Source organism: Nocardia carnea (genome assembly GCF_029868325.1).
Taxonomy (GTDB): Bacteria; Actinomycetota; Actinomycetes; order Mycobacteriales; family Mycobacteriaceae; genus Nocardia; species Nocardia carnea_C.
The window spans coordinates 39,306-59,730 of the sequence record NZ_JARWNW010000299.1 but is presented as its reverse complement, the minus strand read 5'-3'; the positions used below and the strand labels follow the sequence as shown (position 1 = coordinate 59,730).

At 69.2% G+C, this 20,425-nt stretch carries 17 protein-coding genes; 6 read left to right on the top strand and 11 right to left on the bottom strand.

All coding sequences use genetic code 11. The annotated features are described in order from the left end of the window. Positions 1 to 560: 560 nt before the first annotated feature. A complete protein-coding gene (locus QH196_RS28945) occupies positions 561 to 854 on the bottom strand; it encodes a hypothetical protein (RefSeq protein ID WP_280419015.1) in 294 nt (97 codons plus the stop codon). 299 nt (positions 855 to 1,153) lie between these two features. Here QH196_RS28945 and QH196_RS28940 point away from each other — a divergent pair, with 299 nt between their 5' ends. Beyond that, positions 1,154 to 1,924, top strand: a complete 771-nt coding sequence (locus QH196_RS28940) for a hypothetical protein (RefSeq protein ID WP_280419014.1) — start codon at positions 1,154 to 1,156, stop codon at positions 1,922 to 1,924. Positions 1,925 to 1,957: 33 nt separating this feature from the next. Here the strand turns inward: QH196_RS28940 and QH196_RS28935 are convergent, their stop codons facing one another. From QH196_RS28935 to QH196_RS28915, 5 genes are all read right to left on the bottom strand, one after another. Further along, entirely contained in the window at positions 1,958 to 2,704 is a 747-nt protein-coding gene (locus tag QH196_RS28935) for an ESX secretion-associated protein EspG (protein WP_280419013.1), read from the bottom strand. Continuing rightward, positions 2,701 to 3,924 (bottom strand): WXG100 family type VII secretion target, encoded by a 1,224-nt coding sequence (locus tag QH196_RS28930; protein WP_280419012.1) that lies wholly within the window; start codon positions 3,922 to 3,924, stop codon positions 2,701 to 2,703. The genes QH196_RS28935 and QH196_RS28930 overlap by 4 nt, the downstream gene beginning before the upstream one ends. Positions 3,925 to 3,961: 37 nt before the next feature. Beyond that, positions 3,962 to 4,342, bottom strand: a complete 381-nt coding sequence (locus QH196_RS28925) for a hypothetical protein (RefSeq protein ID WP_280419018.1) — start codon at positions 4,340 to 4,342, stop codon at positions 3,962 to 3,964. A gap of 40 nt (positions 4,343 to 4,382) precedes the next feature. Next, a complete protein-coding gene (locus QH196_RS28920; RefSeq protein WP_280419011.1) occupies positions 4,383 to 5,084 on the bottom strand; it encodes an alpha/beta hydrolase in 702 nt (233 codons plus the stop codon). A 70-nt stretch (positions 5,085 to 5,154) separates the two neighbouring features. Continuing rightward, a complete protein-coding gene (locus QH196_RS28915; RefSeq protein ID WP_280419010.1) occupies positions 5,155 to 5,877 on the bottom strand; it encodes a hypothetical protein in 723 nt (240 codons plus the stop codon). 229 nt (positions 5,878 to 6,106) lie between these two features. Here QH196_RS28915 and QH196_RS28910 point away from each other — a divergent pair, with 229 nt between their 5' ends. After that, a complete protein-coding gene (locus tag QH196_RS28910) occupies positions 6,107 to 7,279 on the top strand; it encodes an acyl-CoA dehydrogenase family protein (RefSeq protein WP_280419009.1) in 1,173 nt (390 codons plus the stop codon). Positions 7,280 to 7,288: 9 nt separating this feature from the next. Then, positions 7,289 to 8,410, top strand: a complete 1,122-nt coding sequence (locus tag QH196_RS28905) for an acyl-CoA dehydrogenase family protein (protein WP_280419008.1) — start codon at positions 7,289 to 7,291, stop codon at positions 8,408 to 8,410. Between the two features lie 220 nt (positions 8,411 to 8,630). Here the strand turns inward: QH196_RS28905 and QH196_RS28900 are convergent, their stop codons facing one another. Together QH196_RS28900 and QH196_RS28895 are read right to left on the bottom strand one after the other, a co-directional pair. After that, on the bottom strand, positions 8,631 to 9,269 hold the full coding sequence (locus QH196_RS28900; protein ID WP_280419007.1) for a phosphoribosyltransferase: 639 nt from the start codon (positions 9,267 to 9,269) through the stop codon (positions 8,631 to 8,633). Positions 9,270 to 9,519: 250 nt separating this feature from the next. Then, entirely contained in the window at positions 9,520 to 10,356 is an 837-nt protein-coding gene (locus QH196_RS28895) for a carbon-nitrogen hydrolase family protein (protein ID WP_280419006.1), read from the bottom strand. A gap of 60 nt (positions 10,357 to 10,416) precedes the next feature. On the opposite strand from QH196_RS28895, the gene QH196_RS28890 reads away from it, so the two are divergent. Both QH196_RS28890 and QH196_RS28885 read left to right on the top strand, forming a co-directional pair. Beyond that, a complete protein-coding gene (locus QH196_RS28890; protein ID WP_280419005.1) occupies positions 10,417 to 12,222 on the top strand; it encodes a DEAD/DEAH box helicase in 1,806 nt (601 codons plus the stop codon). Between the two features lie 108 nt (positions 12,223 to 12,330). Then, positions 12,331 to 16,017 (top strand): AAA domain-containing protein, encoded by a 3,687-nt coding sequence (locus QH196_RS28885; protein ID WP_280419004.1) that lies wholly within the window; start codon positions 12,331 to 12,333, stop codon positions 16,015 to 16,017. Positions 16,018 to 16,107: 90 nt separating this feature from the next. On the opposite strand, the gene QH196_RS28880 is transcribed toward QH196_RS28885, so the two are convergent. Beyond that, on the bottom strand, positions 16,108 to 17,295 hold the full coding sequence (locus QH196_RS28880; RefSeq protein ID WP_280419003.1) for an alanine racemase: 1,188 nt from the start codon (positions 17,293 to 17,295) through the stop codon (positions 16,108 to 16,110). A 38-nt stretch (positions 17,296 to 17,333) separates the two neighbouring features. Then, a complete protein-coding gene (locus QH196_RS28875) occupies positions 17,334 to 17,780 on the bottom strand; it encodes a TetR family transcriptional regulator (protein WP_280419002.1) in 447 nt (148 codons plus the stop codon). 400 nt (positions 17,781 to 18,180) lie between these two features. On the opposite strand from QH196_RS28875, the gene QH196_RS28870 reads away from it, so the two are divergent. Beyond that, complete coding sequence (locus tag QH196_RS28870) at positions 18,181 to 18,939, top strand: tyrosine-protein phosphatase (RefSeq protein WP_280419001.1); 759 nt, start codon at positions 18,181 to 18,183, stop codon at positions 18,937 to 18,939. A gap of 9 nt (positions 18,940 to 18,948) precedes the next feature. On the opposite strand, the gene QH196_RS28865 is transcribed toward QH196_RS28870, so the two are convergent. Beyond that, complete coding sequence (locus QH196_RS28865) at positions 18,949 to 20,394, bottom strand: class I adenylate-forming enzyme family protein (RefSeq protein WP_280419000.1); 1,446 nt, start codon at positions 20,392 to 20,394, stop codon at positions 18,949 to 18,951. Positions 20,395 to 20,425: the final 31 nt, after the last annotated feature.

The window sequence follows — 20,425 nt, the reverse complement described above, 5'->3', positions numbered from 1 at the left end:
CCCCGGATGTAGTACGGGGGGGGGGGCCCCGGGCGCCCCCCCCCGCGCCAGGGGATACCCCACAGTAATTAGCCAGGCGGGGCGGGATATTTGAGAATTTGGGGGATTTTTGTGGGGGGGGTGGGGGGGGGCTGGTTGTTTGTGGGGGGGCGCGCCCCCCCCCCCCCCCCCCCCCGCGCTACTGGCAAACCCTCAGATAATTCCCCAGGCCTGCAGGATATAGGTCACATTGGCGGCAATGTTCGTGACGAGGTTCGCCAGATTCAGGGCCGCGGACCCGGTTTCGATCATCTTCTGTTTTCCTCCTGATCCGTCCCGACCGGAGCCCAAAATACCGACGGCTGCCGAGTCGGGCAAACGTCCGATTACCCGGCTCGACAGCTCGGGCGGAGCAGGAAATCGACCTCAAATCAGACGATCAAGCGTCCGGAATATTGACCGGACACGTGTCCCACTCAGTGCGCAAACCAGTAGGAGAATGCGCGAAAGGGTTCGCGGATGCGGGTGTCACCGGCCGTTCGATGAACCATCGACGGGACCGGGCCACCGGGCCGGACCGATCAGCCCGCGACCCGCACCCCGGGTTCGGGACCCGGTCCGTCCGCCCGCAATTTGAGCAGCGTCAACCCCGCGGTACAGGCGAGAATGAGACCGATAACACTGATCACGACATGCAGCGTGGCGATTCCGTAGACCGCCGCCCCCAGCCCCCCGGCGAAAACCAGCCAGCCGAGAACTCTACCCACCGTCACCCCGGATCCGGACGAACCGGATGGCACCGGCTCCGCATCCGCCTTCCGCGTCTCGGGCACCTCTGCCGCGCCGGGCAGATCGGTGGTGGTCTGGTCTCCCATCATCTACTCCTCGATGGCGCCGATCCGGAAATCGTGTAGCGCCTACCACTGCGGTGCATCGGCACCGCGGACTCCGGTGTCCCATGCGTCACTTCCGCAACATACGCTAAGGCCACAACCCGACGATTGTTACGCAACACAAGCACGCGACACGCGGCCGATATCAATTCGATACCTGATATACCCGCCGCGACCGGACCTTACACACGATAACCAGCGGAATCGACAGGGCGGGGGGTAGTTCCACCGACCACCCTGGATTAAGGTGAGGCCACTGACTTATCACAGGAGCGTCACCGATGGACAGCAAAACGAAGGTCGCCGGGCCTCTGGCCGCCGCCGGTGCGGTATCCCTCGGGCTGGTATTCATCGGCGCCTGCGGGGTCGATCAGGAAGACATCTACGTACCACCGCCACCGATCCACTCCGGGCCTCAGGCGGTCGAACAGGCGCGCTACGCGGAGGCGACCGCCACCACGGTGGCCCAGGTACTGATCCCGCCGTCCCCCAGCTGGCGGATGGCTCCCGAACCGCCGCCGCGGCGCACACTACCGCCCGAATACCAGATCTCGGTCACCTCATCGGCCGCCGCGTCGACCGACTCCGGCGAGACCACCGACAGCGACGAGACCACCGGGCGCGCCACACTATCGGCCACCCCCGGTGAGACCCCCACATCGGGACAGGACTCTGCCGCAACATCGTCGCCCGCCACGGAAATCGAACCCGCACACAGTGAGTCGCCGGTTCCGCCGCCCGCCCCCACCGCCACCGAAGTCACCCCGCCGACCCCTGTCGTTCCGGTCCCGACCACCACCATCGAGGCACCCGGCGCTTCCGATACCCCGGTCGCACCCGAGTCACCGTCGGCCACCGAGCCCCTGGGCGGCGAGCCCACTCCGGGCACCGAAGCAGCACGTACCACCCCGGCTCCACCGGCACCGGAATCCGAACAATCCACACCGTTCGGGCTGCCCGCCGAAACCACCGAGCCCGGTGCGCCGGAATCCGGCGCACTCGTCCCGACCATCACGATCGCGCCGGCTATCCCTCCCCGTTTCGGCGGCTGACGGAGTCCGCTCGGTGCCGCGAAACCGTCGCCCTCAGAGTTCGGCGTAGGCGATCGCCCGCTGGGCACCGGTCACCATGGGCCGCAGCGAATTCGTGAACCGCTCGGCGTCGACAGCGGCGATATCGACCATCGTGCCGGTGTGGATCGCATAGCGGCCGTCCCCGGCGATATCGATCCAGCACAGCACACCGAACGGGTCGGTCCTGGCCGGCCGGTGCACGGAGACCACGAGCTGGCCGATACCGTCGCGCGGTTGCTTCAGCCGCTGCCGGATCCGGGTCGCCACAGTGGGACCCGCGACCGGAATGGTCACCCGGTCCCGGCCGTCGCGTACGACCTCTGCCCGCGGCGCACGCAACCGCGCCCCGGTCCCGACCGGGGCGGCCGGTAACGCGGCGACGACGCGCACGGGCAGGGAGGTGGCGGCCCCGGCCATGATCCGGATATCGCCGCCCCGATCCGGTTCGGCGCCCGGGCGTTGCGTGGCCACGACCCCGATATGTCCGGCCGAGGCACCGAGCACCCGCGTGGCGGGATTGCCCGCCCCGTCCTGTCCGAATGCCGACACACTCACTTCCGGAGCGGCCAGCACCCGCAGGGCTGCTTCCAGATCGGCGTCGAGAGTGGTGTCGCACCACTGCCGCAACGCGGGCAGCTGGGCGGTGCGCTCGGCGGAATCCCGCGCGGACAACCGCACCGCCAGCGGGTAAGGGAGGCGATCGCCGACCGTCTGATCCCAGGCCAGCGCCAACTGGTCCGGGGTGAGGATCCAATTCACTCGGCTTCGGTCCACTCACCCAGGACCGGCGGGGTGGTGGGCTCGAGGGTGCCGATCAGCTGCCCGCCGGGCTCGGCTTCTTCCAGGAAGGTGAGCTCCTCGTCGCCGAAATGCAGGTCGTCGTCCTCGTCGGCGGACCGTTCGGTACGCACCGGCGCCACCGGCGAATTCGAGCGCACGGTATCGGCCGCCATCGCACCGCCCATCATGCCGCCGATCGCCCCCGCGCCCATTCCGGTGATCGCGTCACCACTCGAATTACGCTGCTGCTCCTCGCGATCACGATCGCGTTCACTGTCGGCCCCCGAACCGGCGGGGCGGACCGGGACAGCGAACAATGGTGCACCCGGCGTACTCGCCGGCGCCACGGGTGCACTGCCACCGGATACAGCCGCCGGGGTGGTGGCCGGGGTCGCGGGGGTCGGCTGCTGCGTTCCCGCAGTCGTGGTGGCCTGTGGCTGATCCGCTGGGGCGGGAGTTGCCGCAGGCGCGACAGCAGCTGCGCCGGTGAGTGCGGGGCTCGCGGCGGCTGCCGGGCCGTCTGCGGCAGCTTGCGGAGGAATCGGCGCGCTCGGCGCCACAGAGGCGTCCGATGCGGCCGTAACAACCTTTCCTACCGGCGAACTCACGCCGGTCGCGGAAGCGGCGGGCGCAGTAGCCGGGGTCGGCGCGCCGGGTTCACCCTGACCCGAGCCGGGCAGGTCGGGAAAGGCAGGGACCTGGGATCCGGTGGGAATGAAAGCGCCGAGGTAGACGCTCTCCATCACCCGTACCGCGTCCGCGCGTTCACTCTCGGCCGCCTGCTGGCCGGCGATATTGCCCGTCGCCGCATGGGGATCCAGGAGTGCGGCCGGCAGATCCGGCCGGACCCCGGATGGTTCGCCGATTCCGGTACGGAGCGTTTCGGCGGCATCACCGGCCTGCCCCAGACGCTGCCCCACCGTGGTCAGCACATCGGCGAGCTGCCGGCCGGCGGCCTCGAAATCCCGGACCGCCGCGCCCGCGAGTCCCGCCGCGGCGCCACGCCAGCCGTCGGAGATGGCGCCGCGGATCTCGGTATGCGCCTGTGTCACAGCGTCGTTCAGACCGTTTGCCGCGCCCTGCCACAGTTGTCCGCCGGTCTGCAGGGCCGACGGGTCCAGGAGCGATACCCCGGCGTGGATCTGCTCGTGGGTCAGATTGTCGAAAACCTCGACCGTCGGCGCGTAGTCGGGATCCACTCGATTGTGGGCGCCCCGCAGCCCCGTTCGCGGTAGCTCACGCACCGAGTGCCCCCGCCTGCGTGGCGCCGAGCGCGCCCGCAACCTCGGCATCGGTGTGCTGATAGGCCGCCGCCGCGCTCCGGAAGGTATGTGCGAGCTGCCGCGCCGCACTCGCGTAATCGCGCAGCGCCACTATCGCGTCGCCCGCTTTGCCCTCGAAACCACCGCGCAGGGCGGCACCGGACTCGAATCCGCCGAACCCCGGTACGGAAAGAGCTCCGCTGAGGGTTTCGATCTGCCCATCCACCTGGTCGGCCAGCTGCTCGTAGCGCAGCGCGCACCGCTCCGGCGCGCCCTCGGCGACCAGAACTCCATCGATCCACAGCTCCCCGTCGTCGACGGCCGCGCCGAGCGCGGTAATCGTATTCGGCTGCATCACCGGACCCCCTTCCTTTTCCGCCGGCGCCCGGCGGCTCTCATCGTCGCCGCACCGGCCCCGCGACGATCTCCTGCGTCCATTGCACGATATCCGCCGTGACCCGGCCGCGCACGCGCTCGTGCAGCAGATCGTGTCCCGCATCGGGGTACTCGCGCAGCTCCACCGAATCATGCCGCCGAGCCCAGTCCCGCACCGTCTCGATCGGCGCGCGCCGGTCGTCGACTCCGTGCACCGCCAATACCCGCGGCAGCGGCACGACCTGCGCGGGGGTACCGCCGAGTGCCCGCTCCGGGGTACCGCACAGCACCAGTCCGGCCAGGTCGCGGGCGTCCAATACCGGATCGCGAGAAAAGTCGGCAGAGTGCGGTGGCGCGCCGTGCACAGGTGTGGGGCGGGCAGCGCCGAGCGCGGCCAACGCCGTGATCGCCCCCAGCGAATGTCCCATGAGAGTCAATGGCAGATCAGGGACTCCGTCACGCACGAGCATGGTAAAACGCACCGCGTCGTCCACCAGATCGGCCAGACTGCCCGGCCGATCGGGATCCCCCTCGCTGAGCCCCTGCCCGGCAGTGTCCAGCGTCCACACCGCGATCCCCTCATCGTTCAGCCGGCGCGCGAACTCGTGATAATGCCCGCTGTGCTGTCCCGAACCGGGCAATAACGCCAACACGGCAGCAGCCCCCTCGACCGGCCGATCCCGATAGTGCAAGCGGCCGCGCGCGCCGTCGAAGAACCCCATGACCGAATTCTGGCAAAGAACGCAGACTTCGAAGCTGCGAGCCGTCCGGGGGGAGCGCCCGGCGGGAGGGTTACGCCGGAGCCGGAGCGGGCGCCGGTGCCGACTGTGGCGCCGGGGCCTGAGGTGCGGGCGGAGCGGCCGCGTCCGGCGCAGGGGCGGCGGGGACCGGCGGTTGATCGGGCACGGAGAACAAACCGACCGTGGGCGTCATCACGCAGAGCGCTCCCGGGTAGCTCACGGTTCCCCACATGGAGGCGAGGACCGTTCCCGGCCCGCTGTCGACGGTCCGCGACAGCGAGGCGGTGCCGAACTCGGTGACATCGCTGAGCGTATCCAGCCCGCTGCGGCCGTTGTTGATATTGATCCACGCGACCACCAGGCCCGAACCCTGCGGAATACCGGAATGCCGCGGGGTGGCGTGGAAGGTCAGCGTGCCGGGAGTGCCGCTCAGGTTGATACTGGGCCCGTTGGCCGTGGCGGCCGCGAACGTTGTGGTGATCACACCGTTGCTGCCGCAGCCGAAGGTCGGGGCCGCGTAGACGAAGGGAGCGTAGGCGCCGATATTGCTGATCTCATGGGCGGCGACGACGTCGTGGTAGCTGCGCAGCGCGTCCACTCCGGGACGGGCGGCCGGATCGGCGGCGGTCCGTTCGGTGAGAGCGGTCAGCGCGGTTTCGCCGGGGGTGGGCGCGGCTTCGGGTTCGGCAGCTGCCGGAGTGGTGAAGGTGAGCGCGGCACCCATACCGAGGGCCGCCGCTGCGGCCGCGGTTCGCGCGACGATTCTGTTGTGCACTGCTGAACTCCCTATATCCGCTCGCGGCGATGGCAGGCCGGACCCACCGGCAATCCCCCGCCCACCGCTGCAAGTTACCAGCACCGGCGGGACACCGCCGGGTCACACTCCGCTCTCGGCCCGCGTTATCGGCGGCGGGCGGCAGCTGTATGTGATGCACTCGACGCGGCAGGATAGGTGAGGGGTGTAAATTCGATGCGGGACAATCGAGACATATTTGGAGATGTGTATGAAATTAACTCTGTCTCCCGACGAGGTCGCCTTCCGCGACGAGCTGCGGAAGATCTACACCACCGCGATTCCCGCCGAGATCCGTGAACGCGTGAAGTACGGTCACGAGCTGTCCCGCGAGGACATCGTGACCGCGCACCAGATCCTCAACCAGCACGGCCTGGCCGTACCGAACTGGCCGGTGGAATGGGGCGGCAAGGACTGGACGCCCATGCAGCGGCATATCTGGCAAGACGAGATGCAGTTGGCCAGCGTGCCCGACCCGCTGACCTTCAACGCCACAATGATCGGCCCGGTCATCGCCCAGTTCGGTTCCGAAGAGCTGAAGAAGCGCTTCCTGCCGGCCACCGCCAACCTCGATATCTGGTGGTGCCAGGGCTTCTCCGAACCCGATGCCGGCTCCGATCTGGCCTCGTTGCGCACCACCGCCGTCCGCGACGGCGACTCCTACATCGTCAACGGCCAGAAGATCTGGACCACGGCCGGCCAGTGGGCCGACTGGATCTTCTGCCTGGTCCGCACCGACCCCAACGCCCCGAAGAAGCAGGCCGGGATCTCCATGCTGCTCTTCGATGTGAAATCCCCCGGCGTCACTATCCGCCCGATCAAGCTCATCGACGGCGGCTACGAGGTGAACGAGGTCTTCTTCGAGAACGTGCGGGTGCCCGCCGATCAGCTGGTCGGCGAGGAGAACATGGGCTGGACCTACGCCAAATTCCTGCTCGGCAACGAACGCACCGGTATCACCGCCGTCGGCCGCACCAAGGTGAAGATCGGGGTGGCCAAGGAATACGCCGCGGCCACCAAATCCGGTTCGGGCACCCTGCTCGAGGACCCGCTGTTCGCGGCGCGGATCGCCGAACTGGAGAACGAACTGCTCGCCCTGGAACTCACCCAGCTGCGCGTCGTCTCGAATTCGACCGAGGGCAAACCGAATCCGGCGTCCTCGGTACTGAAGATGCGCGGTTCGGAACTGCAGCAGGCGGCCACCGAACTCCTGCTCGATATCGCCGGACCGGATGCCCTGCCGGTCGGCGCCGGGGATATCGCCTCGCCCGACTGGGCGCAGCGCAGTGGCCCCAGCTACCTCAACTACCGCAAGACAACCATCTACGGAGGTTCCAGCGAGGTGCAGCGCACCATCATCGCCTCCTCGATCCTCGGATTGTGAGGTCAGGTTATGGATTTCGATCTCACCGACGAACAGGTCATGCTCCGCGATACCGTGCGTGACCTCCTCAATCGCCATTACACCCCGGAATCGCGGCTGGCGGTCACCGAAACCGAGCTGGGCTGGAGCCGCGAGGTCTGGGGGCAGCTCGCCGAACTGGGTGTGCTCGGCCTGAGCTTCGCCGAGAAAGACGGCGGTATGGACGCCGGCCCAGTGGAGACCATGCTGGTGCTCGAAGAGTTCGGGCGCCGGCTCGCACCGGAACCGCTGCTGGACGCGGTGCTGGTACCGGGCGGATTGATCAGTGCGGCCGGTAGCGCCGATCAACGGCAGCGGATCCTGCCCGAGGTCGCGGCCGGGTCGAAACTGCTCGCCTTCGCACACGGTGAACCGGGCACCCGCTGGCCCGATCACATTGTGGAGACGACCGCCACCGCCGACGGCGACGCCTACACGCTGACCGGTGTGAAGAACCCGGTACCGCACGGCGACTGCGCCGACGAACTGGTGGTCAGCGCGACCCTGCCCGGCGGCGGTCTCGGCCTGTTCCTGGTCGCGGCGGATGCCAGCGGCGTCACCCGGACGCCGTACAAGACGGTCGACAACCTGCGGGGCGCTCAGGTGGAATTCACCGCCGCGCCGGCGGAACTGCTGGGGTCCGGCGATGCCACTGCCACCGTGGAGTCGGTGCTCGTCGCGGCCCAGGCCGGGTTGTGCGCCGAATCGGTCGGTGCGATGGCGGAATCGCTGCGGTTGACCACCGAATATCTGAAGACCCGGAAACAGTTCGGGGTGACGCTGTCGAAGTTCCAGACCCTCACCCAGCGCGCCGCGGATATGTACGTCTCGCTGGAGCTGGCCCGCAGCATGAGCTACTACCTCACCGCGGCCCTGGTCGACACCGCCGACCCGGTGATCGCGTCCCGGGCCCGGCTGCAGGTCGGCCGCTCGGCGCGGCATATCGGGCAGGAGGCGATCCAGATGCACGGCGGTATCGGGGTCACCTCCGAATACCCGGTGAGTCACTATGTTGCCCGGCTGACCGCCATCGACCGCACACTGGGTGGCCGCCTGGAACATCTGCGGATCCTCAGCGACCGGGTGGGTGAGTACGCACAGCCGGAGCTGTAACACAGCGAAGCCGCGCCCTTGCGCTCCGGCTCACCGGACAACTCCAGGGCTCGAGCGACTCACCGTTCCCCGGGGAACGCCGGCTTCGCCGGAGCAACTCACCGGCCCACCCCGACAGCCCCGCCCACCGAGAACAACTCACCGGGCCGCCCCGACAACTCACCGGCCCCACCGACCACACCCGAACCGACGCACCGGCCGGACGAGTAACCCCTTGATCTCACCGGAGCAGCTCGGTGACCTCGGTGTCGGCCAGCTGGTGGAAATCCCGGTACGCACCACCCACCCCGGCCAGCGCCGCGGGCGTATGCGGGCACACCACCTCGTCGGCCTCCGCACGGATCCGCGGGAGCGCTTCCGGCGCGGCGACCGGAACCGCCACGACCAGGTGTCGCGGTTCCCGAGCGCGCGCCACCCGGCAGGCCACGACGACCGACGCTCCGGTGGCGATCCCGTCGTCGATGATCACCACCGTGCGGTCGCGCAGCGGAATCGGTGGACGGTCACCCCGCCATACCCGGCTGCGCCGCTCCAGTTCGGCGCGTTCCTCCACTTCGATCGCATCGAGCCGCGCGGTATCCAGTCCGGTCTGGCGGACCACATCCGAGTTGATCACCCGCACCCCCTGTTCGCCGATCGCCCCCGCCGCCAGTTCGGGCTGCCACGGCACACCCAGTTTGCGAACCAGCAGGATATCGAGGTCACCGCCGATCACCTCGCGGACCGCCGCCGCCACCGGCACACCTCCACGCGGCAAGCCCAGCACCAGCGGGCCGGGCGCCAGCGAATCCCCCGCACGCAGGTGCCTCAGTTCGTTTCCCAGCGCGCGTCCGGCAGCTACCCGATCGGCGTAGAGCATCACCTTCGACGCTACTCGCTTGCGGCGCCACCATCGTAGATCTCCGCCGACGCCATTCGTATATCGGCCTGTCAGCTCACCCGATCGGCCGAAACACGCCGGTCGCGATCAGCCTGACCGGCCGGAGAACGAACCCCTGGACCAGAAACGTCGCGGACTCTAGCCGGAACGAGCAGACCACCCGACACAAATGGCGCCCCGCTCGCCCCACTTCAGGGGCGCGGTCTCGGTTCGCGGACCCGCAGTTCGCCTACGGGGTCGCGACAGTGAATCTGCGCAGCGACAGGCTCGGGTTGGTCCGGCGCACCTTGTCCAGCAGATCCGGCTCCAGCGGCGCCAGTGCGATCCCGGGTTCGTCCGCCAGTTCGCTCACGATCCGTCCTGCCGGGTCGACGACCATCGAGTGACCCGCACCGCGCGGCCCGCAGTGGTCGGCCGCGGCCAGGTAGACGGTGTTCTCGATGGCCCGGGCCCGCAACAGGGTGGTCCACTGGTCGACCTTTCCCGGGCCCGGAATCCACTGGGCGGGGAGCAGCAGGACCTGCGCGCCGGCGGCGGCCAGGCGCCGGAAGCCCTCCGGGAAGCGCAGGTCGAAACAGGTTTGCAGGCCGAAGGTGAGCCCGGCGGCGGTGAACAGCGCCGGCTCGGTGAGCGGGCCGGGGCGGACGATATCCGATTCGCGCTGACCGAAAGCGTCGTAGAGGTGCACTTTGCGGTAGTACGTGCGCAGCGTGCCGTCGGGTCCCAGCACCACCAGGGTGTTGTGGATCCGGCCGTCGTCCGGCGCGGTGGTCTCGACCACTCCGGCCACCAGATGCACTCCGGTGTCGGCGGCGAGGCGCGCGAGGGCGGTGACGAACGGGCCGTCGAGCGGCTGGGCCGCGGCGTGTACCCGTTCGTCGAGCCGGCCCAGGGCGAACATCGAGTACTCGGGGGCGACCACGATGCGCGCGCCCTGGTCGGCGGCGGCGCGCACCCGGTCGGTGAGGGCCGCGAGGTTGGCGTCGATATCGGTATGGGGTGCGAACTGCACCACAGCCAGAGCCTGCGCCTGCGCGCGCGGCTGATCGGCGGGGTCGGCATCCATGCTGACACCGTATGGCCCGGTGGCCCGGACGACCAGGCCGTACCAGTAAACTCCTGGTCAATGAGCACCAATCAGGGCGACGGCAGCCTCGGCGGAGATCCTGGCGACGCACAAGCCGAGAATGCCGAATCCGCCGGACCGTCTTTCGCCGATCTCGGGATCGATGACCGAATCCTCTCGGCCATCGCCGATGTCGGCTACGAATCCCCCTCCCCCATCCAGGCCGCGACCATCCCCCCGCTGCTCGAGGGGGCGGATGTGGTGGGTCTCGCGCAGACCGGCACCGGTAAGACGGCGGCGTTCGCCATCCCGATCCTGATGGGTTTGCTGCAGGACCGGCCGACCGGCAAACAGCCGGCTGCCCTGGTCCTCGCCCCGACCCGGGAGCTCGCGATCCAGGTCGCCGAGGCGTTCGGCCGCTACGCCACGCATATGCCGAATACGCATGTGCTGCCGATCTACGGCGGGCAGAGCTACGGCGTGCAGTTGTCGGGTCTGCGCCGCGGCGCGCAGGTCGTGGTGGGCACCCCCGGCCGGGTGATCGACCACCTGGAGAAGGGCACGCTGGATCTGTCGCAGCTGCGCTACCTGGTGCTCGACGAGGCCGACGAGATGCTGAAGATGGGGTTCCAGGAGGATGTGGAACGCATCCTCGCCGATACCCCCGCGCAGAAGCAGGTGGCGCTGTTCTCCGCCACGATGCCCGCCGCGATCCGCAAGATCTCCAAGCAGTATCTGCGTGAACCGGTCGAGATCACGGTCAAGTCCAAGACCAGCACCGCGACCAATATCACCCAGCGCTGGGTACTGGTCTCGCATCAGCGCAAACTCGATGCCCTCACCCGGATCCTCGAGGTCGAGGCCTTCGAGGCCATGATCATCTTCGTGCGTACCAAACAGGCCACCGAGGAGCTGGCCGAGAAGCTGCGCGCCCGCGGGTTCTCGGCCGCGGCGATCAACGGCGATATCGCCCAGGCGCAGCGTGAACGCACCATCGGGCAGTTGAAGGCGGGCACCCTCGATATCCTGGTCGCCACCGATGTCGCGGCCCGCGGTCTGGACGTGGACCGCATCTCGCATGTGGTGAACTACGACATCCCGCACGACACCGAGTCCTATGTGCACCGGATCGGCCGCACCGGGCGGGCGGGCCGCAGCGGCGAGGCCCTGCTGTTCGTCGCCCCCCGGGAACGGCATCTGCTGAAATCCATCGAACGCGCGACCCGGCATCCGCTCACCGAGATGCAGCTGCCCAGCGTCGACGATGTGAACGCGCAGCGGGTCGCGAAATTCGGCGATGCCATCACCGAGAACCTGAGCTCGGACAATCTGTCGCTGTTCCGCAAGCTCATCGAGGACTACGAGCAGGAGCACAACACTCCGCTGGCCGATATCGCCGCGGCCCTGGCGGTCGCCGCGCAGGATGGCGAGAGCTTCTTCCTCGAACCCGAACCGGAGCCGGTGGAGCGGCCGCGCCGGGAACGTGCACCGCGCAACTTCGGCGACGGCGGCTTCGACGACCGTCGCGGCCCGAGCCGGCATCGCACCACCGGTGCCGAACTGGCCACCTACCGCATCAGCGTCGGCAAACGGCACCGGGTGGTACCGGGCGCGATCGTGGGTGCGATCGCGAACGAGGGTGGTCTGCGGCGCAGTGATTTCGGGCATATCAGCATCCGCCCCGATCACAGTCTCGTGGAATTGCCGGCGCAGTTGCCGCCGGAAACCCTGGACGCCTTGCGGAGCACCCGGATCAGCGGTGTGCTGATCCAATTGCAGCTCGACCAGGGGCCGCCCCGCTCGATCGGCCGCGGGCCGCGGCGCGACGGGCCCAAACGGCACGAGCGGCGTAAACCGCGTTCGTAGTTTCCACGGTCCCTCCCACCAGGCCGGAGCCGGTGATTACAGTGGGCCGCGTCCGGTGTGCGCGTACCCGCTCGCCGGGTGTATCGCTGGGTCGCAGGAGGGCCGTGGGTGTTCGTTGTCGGTGATCAGGTGGTGTGCGGCGCCACAGATCTGGAGCGTGGCGCGCGCTGTGAGTTCGCGCTGCTGCGCGGACTCGACGCCGAACTGGGCACCGTCCCCGGAACCGACAACGGAATATCGGCCGGGACAAGGGGTTTCGGCGAGTGCGGGATACCGCCGGAAACCGCTTCCGGATACGCGCAATTCGCCGCGCTGCGTACTGCCGTGCGACACCGCCACGGCGCCGGCGTGGTCGAACTCCCCCCGCCCGCCGACCCGGCCGATCCGCTGGGTGCCCTCGCCGCCGCGCACAGTGCCTCCGTCGCAGCGATCCGCGCGGGCGCCCCGGCGGTGCTGGGTGCGGTGTTCTTCGACGGGGATTTCTTCACCCACGTCGATGTGGCCACGCAGACCCCGCACGGGCTGCGGCTGCACGGAACCACCCGGACCCGGCCGGTGCCCACCGCGCTGCGGCTCGCCGCGGCCGCGCTGTTCCTGGAATCGCTGCCGGTACCGGTCGATCCCCGCCTGCACATCCACGCCGGCGGCGAGACACATACCGCCGAGGTAGCCGAGGCAGCGCCGGTGTACCTGGCACGCCGTCGCCGCGTGCACCGGATCCTGGACGAGCACTCGACCGAACTCCTGCCGGTGCAATGGGGGGATCCACGCTTCCGGGCCTGCGGCCGCTGCGCGGTCTGTACCGCCGCCCGCGCCGAGGCCCGCGATCTGCTGCTGGTGGCCGGGATGGATCCGGCCACCCGGACGGCGCTGCGCGCGGCCGGTATCACCACGATCGACCGGCTCACCACCCGCATCGCGACCCCGCCCGACGTACCCGCCCCCACCCTCGCACGGTTGCGCGCCCAGGCAGTTGCCCAGCTGCGGCAGGAACATTCCGGTCGCGGTGAACTGCTGCCGGCCGATCCGGCGGCCCTGGATATGCTTCCGCCCGCCACACCGGGCGATCTCGCCCTGCACACGCATCCGGTGGCACCGGATCGCCTGCGGGTGACGGTGGCCTCCCGGGAATCCCTGCGGTTCTCCTGCGAACTACCGGTCGAGCCGTCCGCGGACGCGCTTTCCCCGCAACACCGTACGGCTCTACGCGACGGTGCCCGCCGCGCGTTCGCCGATCTGCTGGCCGCACTCACCGAACCGCTGCTGACCGAACCGGGCCTGCATATCTTCCATTACACGGCGGCTGCCCGGACCCTGTTGCTGCACACCGCCGGCCGTCTCGGCGCCGGGGAGGAAACCGTGGACGCGCTGCTGCGGACCGGCGTTCTGGTGGACCTGTATCCGATCGTGCGCGGCGCCTTCGTCCTCGGCACCCGCTCCTATGCCCTGCATCCGGTCGCGGCCACGCTCGGTCATCCCGGCGAGACAGACGGCAGTACGGTGCTGTGGCTCGCCGACCGCTTACGCAAGGAGGCCGGCGCCGCCACATCCCGGCCGCCCGGCGCCCACACCGGCGACCTGGACCGGCTGCTGCGGGACACCCCCGCCGTATGTCCGTCGTCCACCGAGGCGGCGCTCGCCGAATACGCGGGCCGCGCCGAACCCGACGGTGACCGATCGCCCGGCGCCCCCGGCGCCGATCCGCACCGGGTCGCGGCGCTGACGGCCGCCCTGCTCGGCTATCACCGCCGCGAACAACAGACGTCCTGGTGGGCCCATATCGACCGGCTCACCCATCCCCTGCCCGAGTGGACCCCGGACCACGGGGTGATGGTGGCCGATTCCTGCACGGTGGATACCAAATGGCATATCGGCCCGGGCGATACGGTGCGCCGCTTCCTGCGCCTGCGCGGACGGCTCACCGGACCGGGGCCGGCGCCCGGCACCCGGGTCTACGTCGTCTACGAACCAGAACACCGTGCGCCCCGGGCCATCCGCACGACCGGGCCCGCCACGGTGCTGGGCTGTGCGATGGAACCCGATCTGACCGATACCGTTCGCCTCGAGGAAACACTCCCGCCCGGAGCTGCGGCACACGACGAACTTCCGGTCGCACTGGCACCGGCACTGCCCGATGCGCACACTGCCGATTCGGAAGCGCTCGAGGAGCTCGGCGAGCATCTGCTCATAACCCTGCCCGGGCTACCGGATACCCCGGTCTTCGACCTCCTGGCTCGCCGGCCACCCCGCGTACGCCCCACCGATGCCGACTCACCTCCAGCGTCCGCGCCGGACGCCGTGTCGCACATCCCCGCAACCGAGGCCGGATCTCGCGCACTCTTCGCCACCGGTACCGGTTCGTCCCACAACTCCGGGGCTCCCGCCGCCGATAGCCCGGTATCTACGACCTCTGCGGAGGGCTCCGGCTCACCCGTGACCGGGTCCGGCTCACCGCCGGCGCAACCGGACGAGTACCGCTCGCCCGCGGACAGCGCGACCAACTCCGGGTCGCCCATCGCCGCCGCCTGGACACCCGCAACCGGCATCGACTCACCGGCAACACAGACAACCGGGTCCGACGCACCTGATCGTGGGGTCGCACTTTCCACGGATCCGTCTGCGGACCCAAGTGACTACGCGACCGCGATCACCGCGGCCCTGCGCGCGCTGGACCGCTCCTACCTGGCCGTACAAGCCCCCACCGGCACGGGACGAACCACCATCCTCGCCGAGTCGATCGCCGCACTCGTCACCCGGGACAACTGGCGTATCGGGATCGTCGCGCCTACCGCCGTCCCGGTGGAGAACCTGCTGGACGCCATCGTCCAGGCCGGGGTGCTCCCGGAGCTGGTGGCGAAGAGCGATGCCGCGGCCGTGGCCCCCGAATGGCTGGTGCTGGACTCCGCCCGCTACGCCCGGTTTCTGTCGAATGCGATCCGCGGATGTGTATTGGGTGGCGCCCCGGGCGATTTCACCGATCCGGACCGGGTGCCCCGGGAGGCCCTGGACCTGCTGGTCATCGCCGATGCGAACAGTTTCTCCCTGGCGGCGACCGCCGCGGTGTCGGTCAGCGCCCGCAATCTACTGCTCACCGGCGACCCCACCGAACGCCACCGGTCGGGTCCCGGTCCGCATCCGGAACCGGTGGACACTGCGGCCCTCACCTGGCTGACCGGTGGCCGGCGGACGCTGCCGGCAACGCACGGCTACTTCCTGGGACGGACCCACCGAATGCCCCCGGAAGTGAGCGATCCGGTCTCGCGCCTGTTCTTCGACGACCGCTTACGTGCCGCGCCGGTGCCCGCTGATCCCGCGGTGACCCTGGAACCCGGTATCGCCACCGTCCTCGTGGAGCATCACGGCAACACCACCTCCTCCGATGCCGAGGCCCGGGAGGTCCTGCAGCAGATCCGCGATCTGCTGGGGCGCACCTGGAACGACGGCACCGGCGCCCGGCCGCTGCAGCCGCACGATATCGTCGTGGTCTCGCCGCACCGGGCACAGGTGAGCTTGATCCGAACCCTGTTGTCCCGGGCCCGGATCGAAGAAGTGCTGGTCGGGACCCCCGAGCTGTTCCGGGGCCGGGAGGCGGCCGTGGTGCTGGTGTCACCGGCGACTTCCACTCCCGAGGACGCCCCCGTTCCGGTCGGTGCACTGCTGTCGGCCGCCGTGGTGCACGATACGTTGTGCCGCGCCCGGCGCCGCGCGATTATCGTCCGTTCCCCGTTACTGACGGAATTCCTTCCGGAAAGTCTCCGCGAATTATCGGCACTGGCCGATTTCATCCGGTTGTGAGCGCGGGAAACGAATTCTCCGGACCACCTGAATTTCGTCCGGCAGTCCGGCTCACCGCTATTTTTCGGGTCGTCCGGATTTCGCCGGGAATCACCCGAAGCATTTCCCTTCACCGCGGTAGGTCGGCACCTCGGTGCGCGACCCGTCACTGTCGACCAGGTACAACCGATCGAACCGTTCACACAGCTCACCGGCCTTGGCATGACGAAACCACACCCGGTCCCCGATATCCGGCACGGCCGATCCCGACAGCGGTGTCTGCACCTCGCCGGCCCCCTCGGTACCCAGCATCCGCAAATCCTTGGGCCACACCGGTTTAGGCACACGGCTCGCCCCGGCCGGACCGGACGCGATATACCCACCCGCGAAAACCGTGGCGATATCGGAGGCGGGCCGGCGTAGTACCGGCAGTGCGAAATACAGGGCGGGCCGCGGGCGGAACGAACGATAGTCGTCGAATAGTGTCGGCACGTAAAGCCCTGAGCCTGCGGTGATCTCGGTGACCCCGGCCGCCGCCGCACTGAGCTCGACGGATCCGGTGCCGCCACTGTTGACGATCTCCAGCTCGCCGGTCACCGAGACCACGGCCGCCAGCACAGCGGCCCGGCGGCGCTCGATCTCGCGAGCGGACGCCTTTTTCACCAGCCGCACAGCGAGCGAGGAATCCGGCAGCCCGGCGATCTGCGCCTCGTAGGTCATCAGCCCGACGACTCGGAAGCCGTCCGCACGGGCCCGCGCGGCGAGGGCCGCGGCCTGCTCGGGCGTGCGTACCGGCGATCGGCGCACCCCCAGATGCAGCGGCCCGATCCGCAGCGAGGCGTCGACATCCAGGCAGAGGCGCGGTGCCACGCGGTTGTTACCCATCGCGGCGCGGATCAGGTCGAGCTGGGCGGTGTCGTCGACCATCAGGGTGATCGCCTCGAGCGCGGTGTCGTCGCCGGCGAGCGCGGCGAGCGCCGCGCGATCAACGGTGGGATAGCCGAGCAGCACATCGCGGGCACCGCACCGGACCAGCCACAGCGCCTCGGCAAGCGAGTACGACATGATCCCGGCGAAACCGCCCGCGGCCGTCAGCTCCGGACCCAGTACCTCCGCGAGCACAGCCCGGCAGCGCACCGATTTGCTGGCGACGCGCAGCGGCCTGCCGCCGGCACGGCGGACCAGGTCGGCGGCATTCGCGCGTAATACGGTCAGGTCCACCGCGGCGAGCGGCGGATCGAGGTCGGCGGTGGCCGCATGCAGGTGGGCAATCGGCGGGGTCGTGCTCACCCCGCCCACTCAACCACCGGACTGGTCATACGTCCAGCTTTTCGGAATCAGGCGTCGACAGCGCGGGTGACCAGATTCGACACCAGATCGTCGAAGGCCACCAGAATCGCCTCGTCGTCACAATCGGCCAGCCAGCGCAGCACCGAACCCTGCACCACGGTGATCACATACCCCGCCACCGAATCGACCGGCTCGATCCAGCGGGTGCCGGAGCGCTGGGCACATAGTTCGAGCCATTCCACCACATGCTGCTGCTGGGTCCGCTGCCGCTCCGATACCACCGGGTCAGGGACGTAATCCGCACGCGAATCCCAGTGCCGGCACAGCGTCTGCACCGTCTTCTCGTAAGCGTGGATCTGCTGGACCGGCCGGGACTTCACCAGCGGCCAATAGGCGCTGAAACCCGCATGCAGTAACACTCGCAACGCACGTAACCCGGTGATATCCAGCACCGCGTCGGCGTTTTCGACCGCTTCACGCACGGCCGATCGCATACGACCCTCCGCTATTTCTCCACGTACGCCCAACGCAAGCTCCCTCGCAAAACACATCGCACACTTCGGCACCGAAACACGGCACCGAAGAGGCCGGCCGGATCGGCAGGCGCAAGGTCGGGAAGTTACCGCCCAACCAATCCGTCAACTCAATATTAGAAACGTTTTCGGGGTTTGAGAACAGCTACACGGGGAAACCCGTACCCGAAGCCTGTTTTGTGACCCCTCCGCAACCGCGGCTTTTCACAACCGGGACCTGGGGCACTCGGTACCGGCACCGGCCTGCCGCCCGCCGGGCAGAGGCCATCGGCCAGTCTACGACGATGCCACCGGGTAGCCCGATCGCTGTGCCTCATCACACACCGCCTCCCATTTCTGTCCGGCCGGTTAGCCTGATTCGGTGACCAGCTCTCCCCTCGCCGACCATCTACGGATCAGCGGCACCTTCAATTTCCGAGACCTCGGCGGCCTGCCCGTCCACGGCGGCGGGACCATCCGGCCCGGGGTCCTACTCCGGTCGGCCCAGCTCAGCCGCCTCGGCGACCCCGGCCATGCGACCCTGCGCGAACTCGGCGTCGGCGCGGTCCACGACCTGCGCGGATACCGGGAGATCGAGCGCGCGGGCGCCGATCACCTCCCGCCGGATATCCAGCTCCGGGTCACTCCGTTCCACGGCGAAACCGCCACCGCTCCGCCGCACGAGGCGGCCGCCGGCCGGGAGGACGCACCCGGCGCGGCGCTGGCCTACATGATGGACGTGTACCGGGGTTTTCCGGCCAGCCCGGAGGCGCATACCGCTCTGCTGGCCCTCGCCGAAGCGATCGTTGCCGATCGTGGCGCCGTTCTGGTGCACTGCGCGGCCGGTAAAGATCGCACCGGGTGGTCGGTGGCCACCATGCTGCGGGCAGTGGGCGTTCCGGAGACCGAGATCCTCACCGATTACCTGCTGAGCAACCACGCCGTCGCCGAACTGCGCTCCTCGCTGAAGGACGAGTTCGGCGCCGACCTGCCACAGGCGGTACTCGAAGTTCGCGAGGAATACCTGCGCGCCGGCCTGGAGGCCGGCACGGAATTGCACGGAGATTTCGACTCCTACCTGCGGGCGGTCGGGTTCACCCCGGACCTGCGGGAACGGCTGCGTGACCGGCTCGTCGCCTGAGGCCGGGCTTCAGGCACTGCGCCGAACCAGCCCATCGCGGCCGATACTCACCTGATCACCCGTGTGGAACCAGGTGCCGGTGAACCGATCGGCGGTGCGTTGCGGATCTTTCCAATACCGCCGGGACACATTCGGCCCGCGGCACAGCAGTTCACCGTGACCGGCCGCGGCCCGTGGGCCGCACAGCGCCAGCTCGGTGCCGCCGAACGGAAAGCCCAGTACCGTACCGTCCACACCGCCGACGAGGCCGGCGGTGGGACCGAGCGCGAGACCGATACCGCTGGTCTCGGTAGCGCCCCATACCGACCACTGCCGGGCGGACGGGAAGACCTGGCACAGCTCCGCCAGAAAGTCGGGCTCGGCGCTCCCGGCCGTGGGGAGACGCTGATCCGACCTGCTGATCCGTACCACCCGATCGGTCGGTAGCCCACCGGCCCGGCCCACCGCGAGCTCGGGGAGCAGCCCGGCGAGGATGCGGGTGTTCGCGGCCACCGTATCGACGCCTTCGCCGGCGATGGCCCGCGCGACTCCCGCGCCGCCCTGCGCCAGCACCACCGTGCCACCGACCGCGAAGGTCGGCAGCAGCTGATCCACACAGCCACCGGCGTGGGCCAGCGGCTGGAGTACCAGGTTGCGCATCCCATCGGTGGGCAGATCGAGCGCCGCCACCATCGATCTGATCGCCGACAGCAGATTCTCGTTGGTCAGTTCGACACCGGTCGGTAGCTCGTTCCCGCCCGCCCCGTCGGTGTAGCAGAGCAACGCCAGATCGTTGAGTGCCGCCCCGTCGTCGATGAACGCCGCGCCGTCGGGGAGATCGGGGGACCACGGCCCGTCGCTGCGGGTGGCACCGCAACCGCGCTGCGCCGAACCCAGGACGAAATCGGCATCACTGTCGGCGATGACCTGTTCGGCCGCCCCGTCCGGCAGACCGTGATGCACCAGTACCGGCACCGCACCGCTGAGCAGCGCCCCCAGGAACGCCTGCACCCAGCGCACCCCGGGCGGCATATGCACCGCGACCCTGTCGCCGTAGCCGATCCCGTGCTCCTGCAAACCACCGGCCACCCGTGACGCCGAATGCCAGAGTTCTCGATAGGTGAGCCGGCCGCCGCCGACCTCCACCACGGCCTCCCGATCGGCGAATGCGTGGACCTGCAGATCGAGCAGTTCGGTCAGTGCCGGACTCAGATTGCCGTACCGCAGGACGCCGTCCGCCCCGCGGGAGAGCGGCGCCGCCGAAGCCGGATCGGCGAGCGGGAACTCCACCAGCGAGATTGCGGGTGAATCGGCCCGGCGGCGCGGGCCTTCGAGATCCTGCGGTGGCGATTCCGCAGGCCCGTCACCGTGCTCGGCGCTCGCCGGGGCCGGTTGCGCCGGGGCCGGTTGCCCGGTGGTCGCGCGGTGTAGTGGACCGGCAGCAGGCCCGATGGTCGTGGTGGTACCGGCTTGCATCGAACCTCCGCACAGTCGAACAGTCAGGCAC